At 60.9% G+C, this 15768-nt stretch carries 19 protein-coding genes and 1 riboswitch; of the genes, 7 read left to right on the top strand and 12 right to left on the bottom strand.

The genetic code is table 11. The features are described 5' to 3' along the window. Positions 1–48: 48 nt before the first annotated feature. From IFJ82_RS03145 to IFJ82_RS03125, 5 genes are all read left to right on the top strand, one after another. On the top strand, positions 49–573 hold the full coding sequence (locus IFJ82_RS03145) for a flavin reductase family protein (RefSeq protein WP_192265582.1): 525 nt from the start codon (positions 49–51) through the stop codon (positions 571–573). 136 nt (positions 574–709) lie between these two features. Next, positions 710–3034, top strand: coding sequence for a TonB-dependent receptor domain-containing protein (locus tag IFJ82_RS03140; protein ID WP_225578758.1), 2325 nt, complete (start codon positions 710–712; stop codon positions 3032–3034). 132 nt (positions 3035–3166) lie between these two features. Further along, on the top strand, positions 3167–4546 hold the full coding sequence (locus IFJ82_RS03135; RefSeq protein ID WP_003621803.1) for an LLM class flavin-dependent oxidoreductase: 1380 nt from the start codon (positions 3167–3169) through the stop codon (positions 4544–4546). 244 nt (positions 4547–4790) lie between these two features. Next, positions 4791–4899, top strand: a riboswitch (SAM-I-IV-variant riboswitch). A 45-nt stretch (positions 4900–4944) separates the two neighbouring features. Further along, entirely contained in the window at positions 4945–5913 is a 969-nt protein-coding gene (locus IFJ82_RS03130) for a homoserine O-succinyltransferase (protein WP_048858817.1), read from the top strand. 558 nt (positions 5914–6471) lie between these two features. Next, the gene (locus IFJ82_RS03125; protein WP_003621800.1) at positions 6472–6675 is read left to right on the top strand and encodes a TOBE domain-containing protein; all 204 of its coding nucleotides are present in this window, start codon (positions 6472–6474) and stop codon (positions 6673–6675) included. A gap of 88 nt (positions 6676–6763) precedes the next feature. On the opposite strand, the gene IFJ82_RS03120 is transcribed toward IFJ82_RS03125, so the two are convergent. Then, entirely contained in the window at positions 6764–7690 is a 927-nt protein-coding gene (locus tag IFJ82_RS03120) for a LysR family transcriptional regulator ArgP (protein ID WP_192265580.1), read from the bottom strand. A gap of 73 nt (positions 7691–7763) precedes the next feature. Here IFJ82_RS03120 and IFJ82_RS03115 point away from each other — a divergent pair, with 73 nt between their 5' ends. Both IFJ82_RS03115 and IFJ82_RS03110 read left to right on the top strand, forming a co-directional pair. Then, complete coding sequence (locus IFJ82_RS03115; RefSeq protein WP_075596403.1) at positions 7764–8381, top strand: LysE/ArgO family amino acid transporter; 618 nt, start codon at positions 7764–7766, stop codon at positions 8379–8381. 27 nt (positions 8382–8408) lie between these two features. Beyond that, positions 8409–8729: a DMT family transporter gene (locus tag IFJ82_RS03110; RefSeq protein ID WP_192265578.1), complete on the top strand. Its 321-nt coding sequence runs from the start codon at positions 8409–8411 to the stop codon at positions 8727–8729. A gap of 174 nt (positions 8730–8903) precedes the next feature. Here IFJ82_RS03110 and IFJ82_RS03105 read toward each other — a convergent pair whose 3' ends face one another. From IFJ82_RS03105 to IFJ82_RS03055, 11 genes are all read right to left on the bottom strand, one after another. After that, positions 8904–9044: a hypothetical protein gene (locus tag IFJ82_RS03105; protein WP_192265576.1), complete on the bottom strand. Its 141-nt coding sequence runs from the start codon at positions 9042–9044 to the stop codon at positions 8904–8906. Further along, the gene (locus IFJ82_RS03100; protein WP_192265574.1) at positions 9041–9241 is read right to left on the bottom strand and encodes a hypothetical protein; all 201 of its coding nucleotides are present in this window, start codon (positions 9239–9241) and stop codon (positions 9041–9043) included. The genes IFJ82_RS03105 and IFJ82_RS03100 overlap by 4 nt, the downstream gene beginning before the upstream one ends. A 6-nt stretch (positions 9242–9247) precedes the next feature. Next, on the bottom strand, positions 9248–9661 hold the full coding sequence (locus IFJ82_RS03095; protein ID WP_192265572.1) for a hypothetical protein: 414 nt from the start codon (positions 9659–9661) through the stop codon (positions 9248–9250). 129 nt (positions 9662–9790) lie between these two features. Then, positions 9791–10126: a hypothetical protein gene (locus IFJ82_RS03090; RefSeq protein ID WP_192265570.1), complete on the bottom strand. Its 336-nt coding sequence runs from the start codon at positions 10124–10126 to the stop codon at positions 9791–9793. Positions 10127–10128: 2 nt separating this feature from the next. Next, positions 10129–10620 carry a hypothetical protein gene (locus IFJ82_RS03085; RefSeq protein ID WP_192265569.1) on the bottom strand — a complete coding sequence of 164 codons (492 nt, stop codon included), beginning with the start codon at positions 10618–10620 and terminating at the stop codon, positions 10129–10131. After that, positions 10617–11762 (bottom strand): baseplate J/gp47 family protein, encoded by a 1146-nt coding sequence (locus tag IFJ82_RS03080; protein ID WP_225578757.1) that lies wholly within the window; start codon positions 11760–11762, stop codon positions 10617–10619. The genes IFJ82_RS03085 and IFJ82_RS03080 overlap by 4 nt, the downstream gene beginning before the upstream one ends. After that, complete coding sequence (locus tag IFJ82_RS03075) at positions 11752–12063, bottom strand: phage baseplate plug family protein (RefSeq protein ID WP_192265567.1); 312 nt, start codon at positions 12061–12063, stop codon at positions 11752–11754. The genes IFJ82_RS03080 and IFJ82_RS03075 overlap by 11 nt, the downstream gene beginning before the upstream one ends. A gap of 374 nt (positions 12064–12437) precedes the next feature. Further along, entirely contained in the window at positions 12438–13169 is a 732-nt protein-coding gene (locus IFJ82_RS03070) for a hypothetical protein (protein WP_040512814.1), read from the bottom strand. A gap of 159 nt (positions 13170–13328) precedes the next feature. Beyond that, entirely contained in the window at positions 13329–14723 is a 1395-nt protein-coding gene (locus IFJ82_RS03065) for a hypothetical protein (protein WP_192265565.1), read from the bottom strand. 117 nt (positions 14724–14840) lie between these two features. Beyond that, on the bottom strand, positions 14841–15329 hold the full coding sequence (locus tag IFJ82_RS03060; RefSeq protein WP_003621763.1) for a hypothetical protein: 489 nt from the start codon (positions 15327–15329) through the stop codon (positions 14841–14843). Then, positions 15329–15766 (bottom strand): phage tail fiber protein, encoded by a 438-nt coding sequence (locus IFJ82_RS03055; RefSeq protein ID WP_003621761.1) that lies wholly within the window; start codon positions 15764–15766, stop codon positions 15329–15331. Before IFJ82_RS03055 ends, IFJ82_RS03060 begins: the two co-directional genes overlap by 1 nt. Between the last annotated feature and the right edge of the window lie 2 nt (positions 15767–15768).

Below are 15768 nucleotides of genomic sequence, written 5' to 3'. Positions count from 1 at the left end.
GTTCTGGGCGGCCGCATTTCCCCTTCAACATGATCCGAGGACGAGACCATGACCGTACTGCTTGAAACCCGTCCCGCCCCCGTGGTTTCCGCCGCGACCTTCCGCGACGGCATGGCCGCGCTGGCAAGTGCCATCAGCATCGTGACCACCGATGGCGAAGGCGGCGCACATGGCTTTACCGCATCGGCGGTGTGCAGCGTGTCCGACACGCCGGCGACCGTGCTTGTGTGCATCAACCGCACCGCAAGCGCGCACGCGCACATCATGCGCCACGGTGTTCTGGCGATCAACGTGCTGCATGCGGGGCAGGCGGGCCTGTCGGACCGCTTCGCCAGCCGTGCGCACACGATGGCCGAACGTTTCGCCGGGGCCACATGGCGGCGTGGACGCAGTGGCGCGCCGCTGCTGGACGGGGCGCTGGCGAACCTTGACTGCCGCATCAGCGACATCCGCGATGTCGGCACGCATACGGTGGTGTTCGCCCATGTGATCGACATCGCGCTGTCGGCCCCGGCACAGCCCGCGCCGCTGCTGTGGTTCAACCGCGCATATGGCCGCACCGCAGCGCAATGACCCCACACCCCGACGGAGACGGCACCCGATGATGTCCCCCATCCCCCGCACCCCGCACGGATCGTGTCGATGCTGATGCCCGATCCCCTCCCGACCTTCCCCGCTGCGACAGACATGTTCCATGGAACCCCCTCCTATGCCACGTCCCTTCGTGACTTCCCCACCTGACGCGCCCCCACGACGTCCAACGCACCGGACATTGGTTTTCGGTTCGTATCTTTTCAGTTCCACCATCTTCCTTCCCCATGCGCTTGCCGCGCCGGGCGGCGAAACGCAGGCCAGGCATGCGACGGTGCATGCCGCGCGCACGCCCCACGCGACGACAGCCCCCGATACGGCACGGGGCACGTCACGGGGGCTGTCACCGGCCGCGGTGCGCGCCGCCACACCCACCGCCACACCGCCATCGCGCCCGGAGGTCATCTCCGTCTCCCGCCAGCGCCAGACCCCCGCCACCCGCGCCGAAGCGCGTCTGGCCTCCATCCCCGGCGCAACCAGCGTGATCGACGCGCAAAAGACGCTCAAGGGCCGCAATTTCACCAGCGCCGACGCCCTGTCGTTCCAGCCCGGCGTGTTTGCGCAATCCTCTGGCGGGGGGGACGGGCTGCGCCTGTCGATCCGTGGGTCGGGCATCGCCACGGGCACCAACTATTTCCGTTCGGGCATGCTGATGATGTTCGACGGCCTGCCCGTCACCACGCCCGCCGGCACGCCCTATGAACTGTTTGAACCGCTGGGCCTGCGCTATACCGAGGTGCTGCGTGGGGCCAATGCGTTCGATTATGGTGGCCTGCAACTGGGTGGGGCGATCAATTACGTCACACAGACCGGATACGACGCACAGAAATACCAGGCCCGTGTGGAGGCCGGAAGCTTTGGCTATGTCAAGGAACAGGTCAGTTCGGGCGCGGTCATCGGCAAGTTCGATTATTTTGTCAGCGTGACCAATTCCTATCGCGGGGGGTATCAGGAAAACACCAAGGCGACGAGTTTCGGCATCAACGCCAACTTTGGTTATCGTTTCAATGATCGCGTGTCCACACGGGCATTTTTCCGGTATCGCCAGACGGTCAATGGCTATCCCGGCTATCTGACGCGCGACCAGATCCTGTCCGACCCGAAGCAGAGCCAGTCGCCCTATTATTCATGGGGGGCGCACCGCATCCAGCCGGGGACCAAGTATTACGGCGACATGACCACCATCCGCATTGACGATGCATCGAAAATCGAACTTGGCTTCAATTACCAAGATGCGCCGATCGACATTGAAAACAACGCCACATCGCAGGTATGGGGATACAAGACCGTGGCGGGCGTGCTGAATTACGACCGCCATGACGTACTGTCGGGCCACAAGAGCGATACGCAGTTCGGCATCCTGACCTACAGCGATCTTGACGCGTGGCAGACCAACCATATCCGCGTCAATAGCGGGGCGAATGCCGGGCTGTTTGCGGGCCAGCCCCTGGGCGAGACGCTGCGCCATGTCAAATATGGGGGGACGGAAAATTATTTCCACCTGCGCAATAATACCGAGGTTGCGCATAACCTGTGGCTGACGGCGGCAGGCGCGCTGGCGTTCATCGGGCGGGAATCTGACGTGACCTATCCCAACCGGTCGCACCTTGGCACATCGTCGGTCAATTTCATCCCGCGCGGGGGATTTCGCTATATCCCCTATCATAACATAGAGATTTACGGAAACGTCAGCCGCAGCATCCAGCCGCCCAACGACTGGAACTACAACTATGCCGGGGCATATTACAATGCCGCCGCATATCCGTTGCAGAATTATGCGGGGGAAAATTCGACATCGGGCCGGTTGCGCAACCAGACCGCGACCACGTTCGAAATCGGAACGACGGGCCATTATTTCCATAATAAATGGAGCCTGTCGTACTACCATTCCGCCGTGCGCAACGAACTGCTGACGGTGATGACCCCACAGTCGGAGGCGGCGGGCACGTCGATTTACGGCAATGCCTCGCCCACCACGCATCAGGGGGTCGAATTCTCGCTGGAGACGGAGTTGCTGAAATGGTCGGGCAATACGCTGTCGCTGCGTCAGGCCTATACCTATCAGGATTTCCGTTATCGCCATGATGCGGTGTTCGGGCATAACCGCCTGCCGGGCATTCCCGAACATTTCTATCAGGGGGAAATCCACCTTGACATGCATAACGGGTTTTACGCCGGGTTTGATGCGCAGGTCTCGTCAAAGGTCGGGGCGTCATATGACATGACGTATTTCGCACCGTCCTATCACATCTATAACGCCAATATCGGCTATGCCTGGCCGCGCAAGCATCGCGAAGTCTTCCTCAGCTTCAACAACCTTGCGAACAAGCATTATGCCGCCATTGTCGTGCCGGGATACCAGTCCGCGGGCAAGCAGCTTTCGGTCATGCAGCCCGGTGACGGGTTTGGCGTGTTTGCCGGTGTGTCGATGGGCTTTGACTGACGGATCAGGTGCCGGGTGGCCGGCGCCTGAACGATGGTTTTTGGAAAAAACATATGAATATGCCGTGTTTTTCAAGGAACACGGCATTGCGGAAACTCTTATGACCCAATCCTTGGCCACAGGGGGCCTGACATGAAGGAAATACGCCTTAACGCGTTCGACATGAACTGTGTCTCCCATCAGGCCAGCGGCCTGTGGCGGCATCCGCGCGACCGTTCCGCACAGTACAACACCCTGTCCTACTGGATCGAGCTTGCGCGGCTGCTTGAACGCGGGCTGTTCGATACGCTGTTTCTGGCTGATGTGCTGGGTGTTTATGACGTGTATGGCGCATCGCCCGACGCGGCGTTGCGCAATGCATCGCAGGTGCCGGTGAATGACCCGGCAATGCTGGTGCCCGCCATGGCGGCGGTGACGCGCAACCTTGGCTTTGGCGTGACATGCACGCTGTCCTATGAACATCCCTTCCCCTTCGCACGGCGGATGTCCACACTGGATCACCTGACGGACGGGCGGGTGGGGTGGAACATCGTCACCGGATACCTCAACAGCGCGGCGCGCGGCACGGGACAGGCGCGACAGCACGGGCACGACACGCGATATGACATCGCGGATGAATACATGCAGGCGGTCTATGGCCTGTGGGAAGGAAGCTGGGAGGACGGAGCGGTGCTGCGTGACCGCGCCAGTGGTGTCTTTACCGATCCGTCCAAGGTACATCGCATCCGGCATGAGGGAAAATACCTCAGCGTCGATGCGATCCACCTGTGCGAACCCTCGCCACAGCGCACGCCGGTCCTGTTTCAGGCGGGGGCGTCGCCACGGGGGCAGGAATTCGCGGCGACACATGCGGAATGCGTCTTCATCGCCGGGCCATCGCGCGAGGTGGTGCGCCAGACCACAACGGGCATCCGCGAACGCGCCCGGCGCGCCGGGCGGGCACCGGGGGAACCGCTGGTCTTTGCGCTGCTGACGGTCATTACCGCGCCCACGCATGAAGAGGCGGTGTTCAAATACAATGAATACCAGCGCTATATCAGCACCGAAGGCGCGCTTGCGCTGCTGTCGGGATGGACGGGGGTGGATTTTTCGCAATATGCGCTCGATGCGCCCGTGCGCCATGTCCGCAATGATGCGATCCATTCCGCCATCGACAGCCTGACGGTCATGGACCCCGAACGGGTATGGACGGTGGGGGAACTGGCGCGGCATGCGGCGATCGGCGGAATGGGGCCGACCATCGTGGGCAGCCCCGCCGAAATCGCGGACCAGATGGAGGCATGGGTGGCGCAGACCGGCATTGACGGCTTCAACCTTGCCTATGCCGTCGCACCGGAAACGTTCGAGGACATCGTGGATCTGGTCATCCCCGAACTGCAACGGCGCGGGCGTTACAGGACGGCGTACCCTCCCGGCACATTGCGACAGAAGCTGTTCGGGCGTGGCGACCGGCTGGGTGCGGAACATGCCGCACGGCGCGTCGTGCGCGAACGCGTGCAGACCGACGACTGACTGCACGGCCCCCTACCCTGCCCTGCCCTGCCCGGCCCTGCCCGGCCTGCGTGCCCAAGGGGCGGGGCGGGGGAGCGGATTTTTTGAAAACACGGTGGCAGAGGGTGGCTTTCACCTTGTTTATCAGCACGTTGTTCCCCAACACAACCGCCGCCGGGGTCCTGCGCGCCCGCAGGTCACGGCTTCACAGGGTGGGGAGAATGCTTTTCGGGCTTGAAATACCACACGACCAGGCATAGAAGGATCGCAGCATCAGGAGTTGGGGCGACGCCCAACGCCAACCTGCCATTCCGGGCAAGGTGGCGCTTCCGCAAGGAAGGATGTGGCCGGACCCGGCAACCAAACGGATCAAGCCACATGCGTCTGTCCCAACCAAGAAGTTGGAGAACGGACGTAAAATGCCAATCAAGATTCCCGACGACCTGCCCGCCCGCACCACGCTGGAGGGTGAAGGCGTCATGGTCATGGGCGAGGCCGACGCCATCCGTCAGGATGTGCGCCCGCTGCGGATCGGTCTTCTGAACCTCATGCCCAACAAGATCTGCACCGAAACGCAGATCGCCCGCCTGATTGGCGCAACGCCGTTGCAGGTCGAACTGACGCTGGTGCGGATTGGCGGCCATATCCCACGCCATACCTCTGCCGATCACATGACGTCGTTCTATCGCGCGTGGGAAGATGTGCGCACCGAACGTTTCGACGGGTTCATCATCACCGGCGCCCCGGTGGAGCGGCTGTCATTTTCCGATGTCACATACTGGGACGAACTGCGCCGGGTCTTCGACTGGACACAGACGAACGTGCATCGATGTCTCAATATCTGCTGGGCGGCGCAGGCGGCGGTGCATCATTTCCACGGCATGCCCAAACACTGCCTGCCGCAAAAGGCGTTCGGGGTGTACGGCCATCGCGTGCTGGTGCCTGCATCGCCGTATCTGGTCGGGTTTTCCGATGATGTCTGCGTCCCGGTTTCGCGCTGGACAGAGGTGCGGCGCGCCGACATCCCCGCCCACAGCGGCATGGCCGTACTGGCCGAAAGCGCGCAGACGGGGCTGTGCCTGCTTGATGACCCGTCGCACCATTCGCTGCACATGTTCAACCATCTGGAATATGACTCCACCTCGCTCGCCGATGAATATTTCCGCGATATCGCGGCCGGGATGGATGTCGGCGTGCCCTACGATTACTTCCCCGAAGATGACCCCACCCGCGCGCCGATCAACCGCTGGCGCAGCCATGCGCATCTGCTGGCGGGGAACTGGATCAACCGCATTTACCAGACCACGCCATTCGACATCACGCGCATCGGCCGCCCCCATGCCAGCCCCGCGCGTGTCCGTCAGGCCATTGCCGCAGGCCCGGCGTAAAGGGCCATGCCCCACATTGCCCGGTGGCGCCCTTTTGCAAACAGGCGGCACCGGGCAATATCCGCCCTGCCCATGTCGCACAGGCAGGCTGTCGGATCGGGGTTTTTTACGCAACAACATTGCGTCAATCATGAAAAACATAAAACTATATTTTCATAAGAGATTATTTAAAAACAATTACTTAATAAAAAAACAAGAAAAGTTTTTGGGTGCTGCCTTTTTTTCAAAAAGGCGGCGTCTTTCGAAGCTTTTTGGAAAAAGCTTCACCAAAAACCTTTATAATTTCAATATGTTATCTAGCCTGACTTTTCAAACAGTCTCTTAACAGGGAGGCGTTCTGTCGAGGCTGTCTGGAACACTCCTTCGCCAGAACCTGCCTTATGATTTCGGGGCATTCCCTGTGCTGACTGTTCAAACATCCCCTTATCAATGGGGTGTTTTCAGGCGGTGCCTTATGCCGCATGACATGCATCAGAAATGCGATGCCACGCCGGTTTGCCACATGTCACCATTCGTGGATACAACAGGGGCCGGACATCATCAGCGGAGCATTCACACATGAAAATCAGCGCACGTAACCAGATCGCCGGGACCATCACCCAGATCACCAAGGGCGCGACCACATCGCATGTCAGCATCGACATCGGCGGCACGATCCTGACGGCCTCCATCACCAACGAAGCAGTGGCGGACCTGAACCTGAAGGTCGGTGAAGCCGCGACCGCCATCATCAAGGCATCCGACGTCATGGTCGGCGTCTGATAACGTCACGGCCTGCCCCTTTCCTGCAATGGAGCCGTATCAAAGGCCATCTCCCGGGCCGGATCGGAACGCCTGTACCATGATCTGGCTACGGTGAATGCAGACAGCGTTTAGTGTTCTGGACTAAACAAGAATGTCGAACACATTCATTTTTTAAGTGAAGGGTAAGGTCGTTCAATAACTTACTCTTCACTCTAGGTATGACCCAGTAAAGATCGACAGCAAGGCGATGGCCGGGAACGATTTCGATCAGACTGCCTTGAGACAGATATCTGTCCACGAGGCTGAGCGGCTGTAACCCCCATCCAATATTGTTGAGTGTAAAATCAAGGAAGCCGTGCGTAGAGGGAATATAATGTACCCGCTGCGGTAAATCTGTATTGTGCAGAGTACGCAACCACCGGGCCTCCAGGCCATCGTTTCGGTCGAAGCATATGCAAGGTGCGCTCTTAAACTCGATCGCCGTCGCTCCAGCGCTGAAGTATTTCGCTATAAAATCCGGAGAGGCACAAGCAACATACGGCATCGCCCCTAAGTGAATGGAGCTGCATCCGGGGACCGGGTCTGTCTGGGATGTGATTGCCGCTATAACCTCGCCTGATCGAAGACGCTCGGCTGTACAGGTCTCGTCCTCGACGAGAAGGTCGAGACAAACTCCTGCTTCTGTAGCAAAACATGAAACAGCTGCTGGAAACCACGTTGCGAGACTATCAGCGTTTACGGCAATTCTGAGAGTAACATCAGGAGAGGACAAGAGCCCTGACGTATGGGAAAGATGAGGAATCTCTGCCTCAAGCAGATGAACTTTGTCCAGATGTGTCACCAGGGCCTGCCCTAAATCCGTTGGTCTGCATGGCTGTCCACGGATAATCAGCAAGGCGCCCAGCCTGTCTTCATACCCTCTGACGCGTTGAGAGACTGCAGAAGCCGTGATGTTCAATTTCCTGGCCGCGCCATCAAAGGAGCCTTCCCGGATGACAGCGCTGACCGCCGCAAGAGCATTATAATCCAACATCAATAAAGGATTGCTTCATCAGGATAAGAAAAACAAGTTTTCCTTCATTGACTGCATTGCGTAGGAAGGCTGAATGATGCCTTTCATGATCAGCTTTCTTTCCGGGTTTGCGCTTTCTGCCTCGCTGATTGTCGCGATCGGCGCTCAAAATCTGTTCGTTCTTCGACAGGGCCTGAAGAACGAACATGTCGGTCCTGTTGTCCTTTTCTGCGGCTTCTCTGACGCTGTCCTGATTATCGCGGGGGTGGGCGGAATGGGGGCTTTGTTGGGGGCGCTCCCACAAGTCGCCAAAGGATTTACGCTCGCTGGTGCTGGATTTCTGTTTTGGTACGGTGTGAGAACGCTACGACAAGCTATGCGAACAGAGAGCATGACAGTCGCCAAGGGCGCTTCTGTCTCTTTACCAAAAGCCTTGGCTTCAGTCGCCGCGTTCACCTGGCTCAATCCGCATGTCTATCTCGATACGGTTCTCTTGATGGGTACGGCTTCGACAGCGCAGCCACTCCCTCTTAGACCATTTTTTGCAGCCGGGGCGGCATCTGCCAGTTTTCTGTGGTTTGGAGCGTTAGGCTATGGCGCACGCTTTTTGCAACCGCTGTTTGCCACGCCAAAATCCTGGAAGATTATGGATCTTGTTATCGGGTGTATGATGCTTTTCCTTGCAATTCTTCTGCTGCGACAGGGTCTCTAAAATTTCTGAAAATACAGGAATATTTCAGTGCACTGGATTGCTCTTATCGTTGCGGGTATCTTCGAGGTAATCTGGGCTTCTGCTATGAAGCAGTCAGAAGGATTTTCGAAATTCTGGCCTTCCATGATTACGCTTGTCGGGATGCTCATTAGCTTTGGCCTTCTGTCTCTGGCTATGAAGTCACTGCCGTTGGGAACGACTTACACTGTCTGGACAGGAATAGGCGCGGTTGGGGCATTCCTGGTTGGGATAGTTATCCTGGGGGAAGCGTTCACGCTGACCCGAGCTTTAGCTGCCATCTTCATTGTTTGTGGTCTCGTCTTAATGAAAATATCCAACCACGCGTAATGTGCTTCACCATCAAGACGCTGCAACCGACAACTGAAAGCTATCTTTCAATACTGTGTCCGCTTTGTGAGCCACATCTTCTCCCCCCATAACTACCTATCTGCTTTATGGATTTCAGAAGACAGGCAGCAGCATTGAGTGTGGACCTGCTATTTCTGGCACAGCCACAGCGGATCAGTGATCCGGGCTTCCCAGCGCCATGCGCACCGCCAGTGCGCGCCTTTGCTGATGCCACAGGAACAGCCCCACCCCGGCACCTGCCGAGATGAGGCCGCCGGCGAACCCGACCAGCAGGCCCGCGACAAAAAGGCTCACGATGCCTGAATCGCCGCATTGTCGGCCTTGCACCTGATGTAGATCGCCTCGATCTCCGCCAGGGTGGGGCCGGTGGTGCTTTTGGTGGTTTCCACCGCTTCCTTGATGGTGGCCCATGCCTCGGGGCCATATTTTTCAATCAGGGCCAGCACTGCGCTGGCCGCGCTGGCGATCGCGCCGATTTCCGTGACGTCCATGATGTGTCAGTTCCCCGCAGTGGTGGTGTTGGTTGTGGTGGCGATGCCGGCGCAGGCCGGGGGCTGCTGCCCGGCCTTGACGCCGGTCCAGCAGGTTTCGAATGATGCAAAATCCGCCTCCAGCGCGGAAACGGCGGTGGCGGTGATCGAACTTCCCCCCGCGATCGAGGTTTCAAGGGATGCGATCTCGTCAAACACGCCCTGACTGGCGGATTTCACCAGCGTCTTTTCGGCGGCCGTCAACGTGACACCCGGCAGCCTGCCCGCCATCACGTCAGGCATGGGGGCGGCAATAACGTGATAGGCGCTGTCGATGTCATAGACCGACTGCCGCAGCTTGCCCTGCGGGCTGCTGGCGCAGGCGGCAAGGCCACAGGCCAGCACAAGGATAACAGGACGCAGGTTGGGTCGGTTGGGCATATCCGTGCCTCCATCAATATGTCGCCTGCGATGCGGCGACGGATCGTTAATGTTCTGGCGGTATAGACGGGGCGTGGCGTTGGCCGGGATCGACCACCATTGCGAAGGACCAACGTCACACTTCACACATCAGGCCGGCGGCCTGCTGGTGCGCGGCGCATTCGGGCGCGTATCGGCCGGATGCAGGCCCAGCGTCGCGGCGGCGGCGACGCGCGACGTATCCTTTGGCACCATCACGGCCTTGCGGTCGGGCTGATACGCCGATGCGTTCCACCCGCGCGCCTGCGCCATGGCGGACACCACCATCCAGACGGCCGCCGCGCGTGACCCCGCCGCAGGGGGCCGCCAGTAGCGCATGGCCAGCGCGGATGCGGCGATGACAAACGACACCCAGTCCACCACCGCGCCGACATAGGATGCGGGGATGAAGGGCAGGAGTTCGGACAATATCGTCGAAGGGTCCATGCTCACGCCTCGATCGCGCGCTGGAACAGGGCGATATGCGGCCCATCCGCCGCCCCCGCGCCCAGCGCCGTGTTGTAATTGGATTTCCAGTACCGGCACTGCGCCTCCGCATCATCGGCCGCAGGCAGCGGCCCCGGCGCGCGGTAATATTTCAGCCGCGCCATGGCGCAGGCATAGGGCAGGTTGCCCGGAAGCTGGGACACCCGCGCGGGCCATTGGGAGGCAAGGTCCAGCACCGCCCCGCGCAGGGAGGACAGACGCGCATCCGACAGGAACGTGGCCCAGATATCGTCATGGGTGAAGGGTTCCATCTGCCACAGGCCACGCGCGGGGCCGGTGCCCCCTGATACGACCTGCGCCACATAGGTCAGGCCGCTTTCCGCCAGCGCCGTCCCGGTCAGCAGGCTGACCGCCGCATCCCCGCCCAGCCCGATATGCGCCAGGGCGGGGGCGACGATTTCATGCCGGAACTGCGCGATACACAGGCCGGTCATGGCCCGTACAGGCGTGAAGCAATCCGCGCCCGCGTCCCGCCATCCGTGCCGTCAAACGCCGCCGCCACCGCCGCCTGCACCTGCGTCAGGGCGTCGGATGGCACGCAGGACGCGTTGCCCATCGACACGGCGACGAAAACCGGTGTCGGCGTCGCGTAATCGAACGACACGCCATAGGACGGCGCGGTGGTATAGGCCGCATTCGGGTCCGCAACCGTCACCATGGTGGTGCCGGTATAGCCACAGCCCGGCGGCTTTTTCTGCATGATCGCCAGCGCGATGGCCGCGCTGTCGCCGCCCACCACACAGGCATAGACACTGTGCGCGGCAATCGTCACCCCGCCGGTGGTGATGGCGGCGGATGTGGGATTGTCCGTCACATACGCATCCGTCACGCCCGGCACCGACAACAGCCCGCCAAGGATGGCGGCGTTGGACCCGATGGAATTCCCCGCCACGGTGGCGGCGCGCCGGGCCTCGAACGCGGTGCGGCTTTCCTGTTCCGCGCCGCTGACACCGGCCACCATGTTCGTAACCGACGTCAGGCCCGCCACCGACTGGTACAGTGAAATCGCCCCCGCCGGGCATGAAACCGGCCCCGTGGTGGTGCAGGCGAATTCCATCGCCAGCGTGCCAGTGGCCGGGATCACCCCCGCAGAGGTCGCGGCGTAATGATATCCGGCCCCGTCCTGCACCAGCGTGCCAGAGGGTATGACCGTCCCCATCGCCCCCACGCACATGCACGATACCACCGTGGCCGTGGCGGGATTGCGCGCGATGAAGTAGATGCGCGCAATCGCATCCTGCATCCGCCCCGATGCAAAGGCCGGGTCCATGCCACCATCATGGGTGGCGCGCAGGGTGACGGTGTTGCCGCATGCCTGCATCTGCTGTTGCGGTGCATCGGCGGCCGGCATGGCCGACAGCACCGACAGGCGGTTCATCATCGACAGGGCCATCCCCCCCACCCGCAGGGACAGGGTGCTGCCACCCGGCAGGCCGGCATTCGTCACCTGCGCATGGCACCGCAGCCCCGACAGCGTGACGGTATCCGTCCCCCCTGCGCCGAACCCGCCCGACGCCACGCCAAAGCTGACCTCCAGCGCCTTTTGCGTGAAGGGTGCGACAGGATCAGGCGACATTCTGCCCCTCCCTGTAGGTCAGCACATACCGCCCCCCCAACCCGTCACAGGACGGGTCGGAGGTTCCTTCGAGGTCAAGGAACGCGAAATCGCCCGGCAGCCCGAAATAACCATCGCGCACGATCCATGTCCGGTCGCGGCATATGACACCGCACAACACCGGCGTATCGCGACACGAAATATCGATGAACAGCCCGGTGGCGCGCTGCCGGATGTCAAGGCGCATCACCTGTTGGGACACGACGACATTGACCGACTGCGCCGCGATGGCGGACAGGGGAATGACCTGTGGGGTCGCCATTTATGACGCCTTTTCAAAAGGGTTTTTTGGGAATGGGGAATGCGCGAGCAGACATTTCCAGACAGAGGCTTTTGCACAAAACTGTCTTGGGGGCTGTTTGGAAACAGGCCACTGATAAAAAGAAAAGTTTCTGGGGGCTGACTTTTGATCGAAAAATGCGGCGTCTTTCGAAGATTTTTGGAAAAAGCTTCACCAAAAACTTTTATGATTTCATGATTTTGTCGGAATTGCCTTTTCAAACACTCTCTTAATGACTGTCGCGATCCTGTCGGGTTGGGCGTTTCAAGCAACGCGCAGAGATCACCTGACGCGGGATTTTTCAGAAATGCGCCCTATATAAAGGATTTTTTGAAAAAGTCCGACCAGACACCTTGTCAGATCACATCCGCCAGGCTGGCAAGCTGCGCCGTGGTGGCATCGGTGGCCTGCACCGTGCCGCCGGACCGCATCACCTGCCCTGCCGCCGTCGCGGTGGTGGCATAGGATTGCGTCGCGGTACAGCGCACCTCCACCACCATGACCTGCACCACCAGCAACGTGATCCCGCCGCGCGTTTCACGACGGTAACGATGGCCGACCACATTGACCGACGCCAACGAATATTCCGGCGTATGCACGGCATAGGTCGCGGTGTCGTCCTCCATCGCCGCAAGCGTCGCCAGAAATGACGCACGCACCATCCGTGCCCCGCCACCCGTCATGTTGCCCCACGCGGCAATGGGGGAATATTGCGAAACAAGGCTGTCGAGGCCGCCGCTGCCTGTCTGCGACCCATCACACAGCATTTCCAGCAAAAAGCGACGGGGGGTGGCAACCTTGTTATAGGAAACAAAAGCCCCGTCTTCCTGCGGGGCGTCGGAAATGGCGTGCGCGCTTTCGAATTCCACCGCGCGCACATGCGCCGCCGTCAGGACCTGCGCCCCCGTGGCGTCGAATATCCCCCACAGGCTGGCGGCGCTGCTGATCTGGTAATCATCAAGCATGGTGCCCAGCGTGACCGAACCCATGGCCCGCACATCATCCGCGACATTCCCCAGAACGCGCGGCACCCCCTGCATCGACGGCAGATTCCATGTCGTGGGCATGGTGACGGGAATCATGGTCATGGGCATCTCCTGCATGATAGGCGGGCATTCCCGCACCGCATCGGCGTTAACCGCGCTGGTGTGCACAGCTTTGTGGAAAAATATTTTCCAAAAAACCTTTACGATTTCAGGATGTTATTGAGAATTACTTTTCAAACAGTCCCTTATGCGGGCATGACGTCATCGTTGGCCGGTATTCGCCAGCGCCGGAAGCGACTGGCGCAACTGGTGCTGTATCTGTGTTGCAATCCTGTTCCCGTCATGGGTATTGGCATGCACGACAATATCACCGATATGCACTTCTGTTTTATGGCCGCCCGTCGCGCCGGGCGCTATATTCGCCATTTCCATCTGCCGCGTGATGATATCCGCCCAGGCCCCACGTTTGCGGTCTTCAGTGCCGTCACGACTGACGGGGCGTTCATCAAACCTGCGTATGGGTGCGGTGGCCTGACGGGGGGGATGGAAACCTGACATCAGCGCCCGTCCTGCCTTTCGGGAATAGAGATCAAGACCAGACGGCATCTTCTGGGCATAGGCCTTTACCTGATCGGCGAATTTCGCGCCATGCACATCAATGCCAAATGCCTGCATGATGTCCTGTGCGCGTGGTGCATGCCATTGCCCCGCGCCCAAGACATCACCCGCATCGCCGCGATGCCATGCACCAGATCCGCTTTCCTGCCCAATATTCGCAGCCGCCCCCATCGCAGTCACACCCATTGCAGCCCCCCCCATCGCAGCCAAACGGGAATAGCCCATTCCCGCCGGCATTCGGGCCGTCTGCACTTTGCGTAACCTGACCGCCTCACCAGACAGTTTCCGGTCCGACGGGGGCGGGTTTTTCGCGGCGACGACAGGCCGGGCGGCATCCGCGGCGATGGTTTCCGCTGCCGTGACGGGGACGGTTGCATCCTGTGGCGCAAGGCCCCCGGCGTTCCCATCCGCTTGCCCCTGCTGCCCCTGCACCGGCATGGGGGGCGGATATGGTGGCGCACGCACAACGGCACCCGCCCGACCTGCAATGGCCTGACGCTGCGCCGGGGTCAGGGTAGAGGGCGGGAGGGGGGACGAATTCGCCTCCCCTGTCACAGGCACAGCGACAGGCGCAACGACATGTCCTGTGCCCGGCCCAGTGACAGGCCCAGTGACAGACCCGGTGGCAGACCCAGTGGCAGACCCGGTGGCATCATCCCTGACGGTGCGCCCTGTCATGCGTCCTGTCACGCCCCCCGTCACATTCCCCGTCACGTCCCCCATGGCATCCCCGCGCATATGATCCCCACGCATGGCCGATGGAGGCGCGGCGGCACCGGCCCGCCCATCGACGGCGGGCCCTTCCCCCATAACAGGGGGAAGCATGGCGTGCGGATGCAACGGGGGCCGCGCCCCCGCGCGGCGGGCGACGGCGCGCATGGCAAGCAGGGAGGACCGCGCCATGCGAAAGGCCGCCATCGCCGCCCGGCGCCGCGCCGCCACCCTGCGGGCGGCCCCGCGCCCTGCCTGTACAAGCTGGCGCACCTGTTCCATGGCGCGCGACACGCCGTTGGCGGAGGAATTGGTGACAGGTGCCATTTCACAGATCCACGATGCTGTTATGGTTGCTTACCGCCGCGATTTCCAGCAGGTCATACAGGTCTTCGGTGTCATAGACGTCCTGCAGTTCATGCAGGCTTGCCAGGCGGGATGCGATCACGCAGGCGATGGCGCGCGCGACGTTGGCGCATTCCGCGCGTCTTCGCCCACCGCCAGCAGAAGCTGGGCGACGGGGAGGAAGATGAACACGCTTGCGCCCGAAAAAAAATCCGTGTGCAGCTTCATCGCCTCCATCTGCAACAGGCCCACCGTCGCGATTTCCTGTATGTCGGCGGGGATCACCGGCTGTGGGGTGGGATGGGCGGGATCGCGGATGATGCGCACGCACTGCATCAGGCGATCCAGCAGGGCATCCGCCGCATCGGGCGCCATCATGCCAAAAATGCGCATGCCGGCCTCTGCAATGCCGCCCATCCCCTCTGCCGCGTCATCCGCCACCGCGCGATAACCACCGGCAATCGCCGCATGCAGCACATGACGGCCCCAGCGGTCGGCATCAAACGCACTCATGCGGGTGATGACGAAAACCTTGCCCAGGTCCTCGCCCTCTTCCGTCACGCTATATTCGATGGATTTCAACGCCATTACAGGGCTGCGGGCAAAACCCGCTCCCACAGGATGTCGAACCGCCGCGCATCAAGCACCCGCCCCGCATTGGGCAGGGCACTTGCCGCACGCAGCACGCCACGCAACAGCGTATAACGCCGCCCCACCGACGGAAGCTGGATCTCGCCCCCGATGCGATAGATCGTGCGCGCCACATCCTGCGCCGTGACGATGGATTCGAACACAAGGCAACTGTCGGAACTTGCGGCGAGGGAGACGGACTGATGCACCGGCTGTGGCACCCACCCTGCGGACAGATAGCCATCAACCGACATCTGCGTTTCCGCCAGTTCGCGCTGGTCCGCCTCGAACGCGCGGTCGGCGCTGTAATTCGACAGCGTGACCGGCGCGTTGAACAGGCTGCTGACGGTGATGGTAAAGACCGAGTTGGCGTCGGAAATGTTATAGTCGCTCATGG

It is taken from the genome of Novacetimonas hansenii (assembly GCF_014843995.1).
Lineage (GTDB): Bacteria > Pseudomonadota > Alphaproteobacteria > Acetobacterales > Acetobacteraceae > Novacetimonas > Novacetimonas hansenii.
Note: the sequence above shows the minus strand (reverse complement) of the source record. Positions and strands in the feature narration are given on the sequence as shown.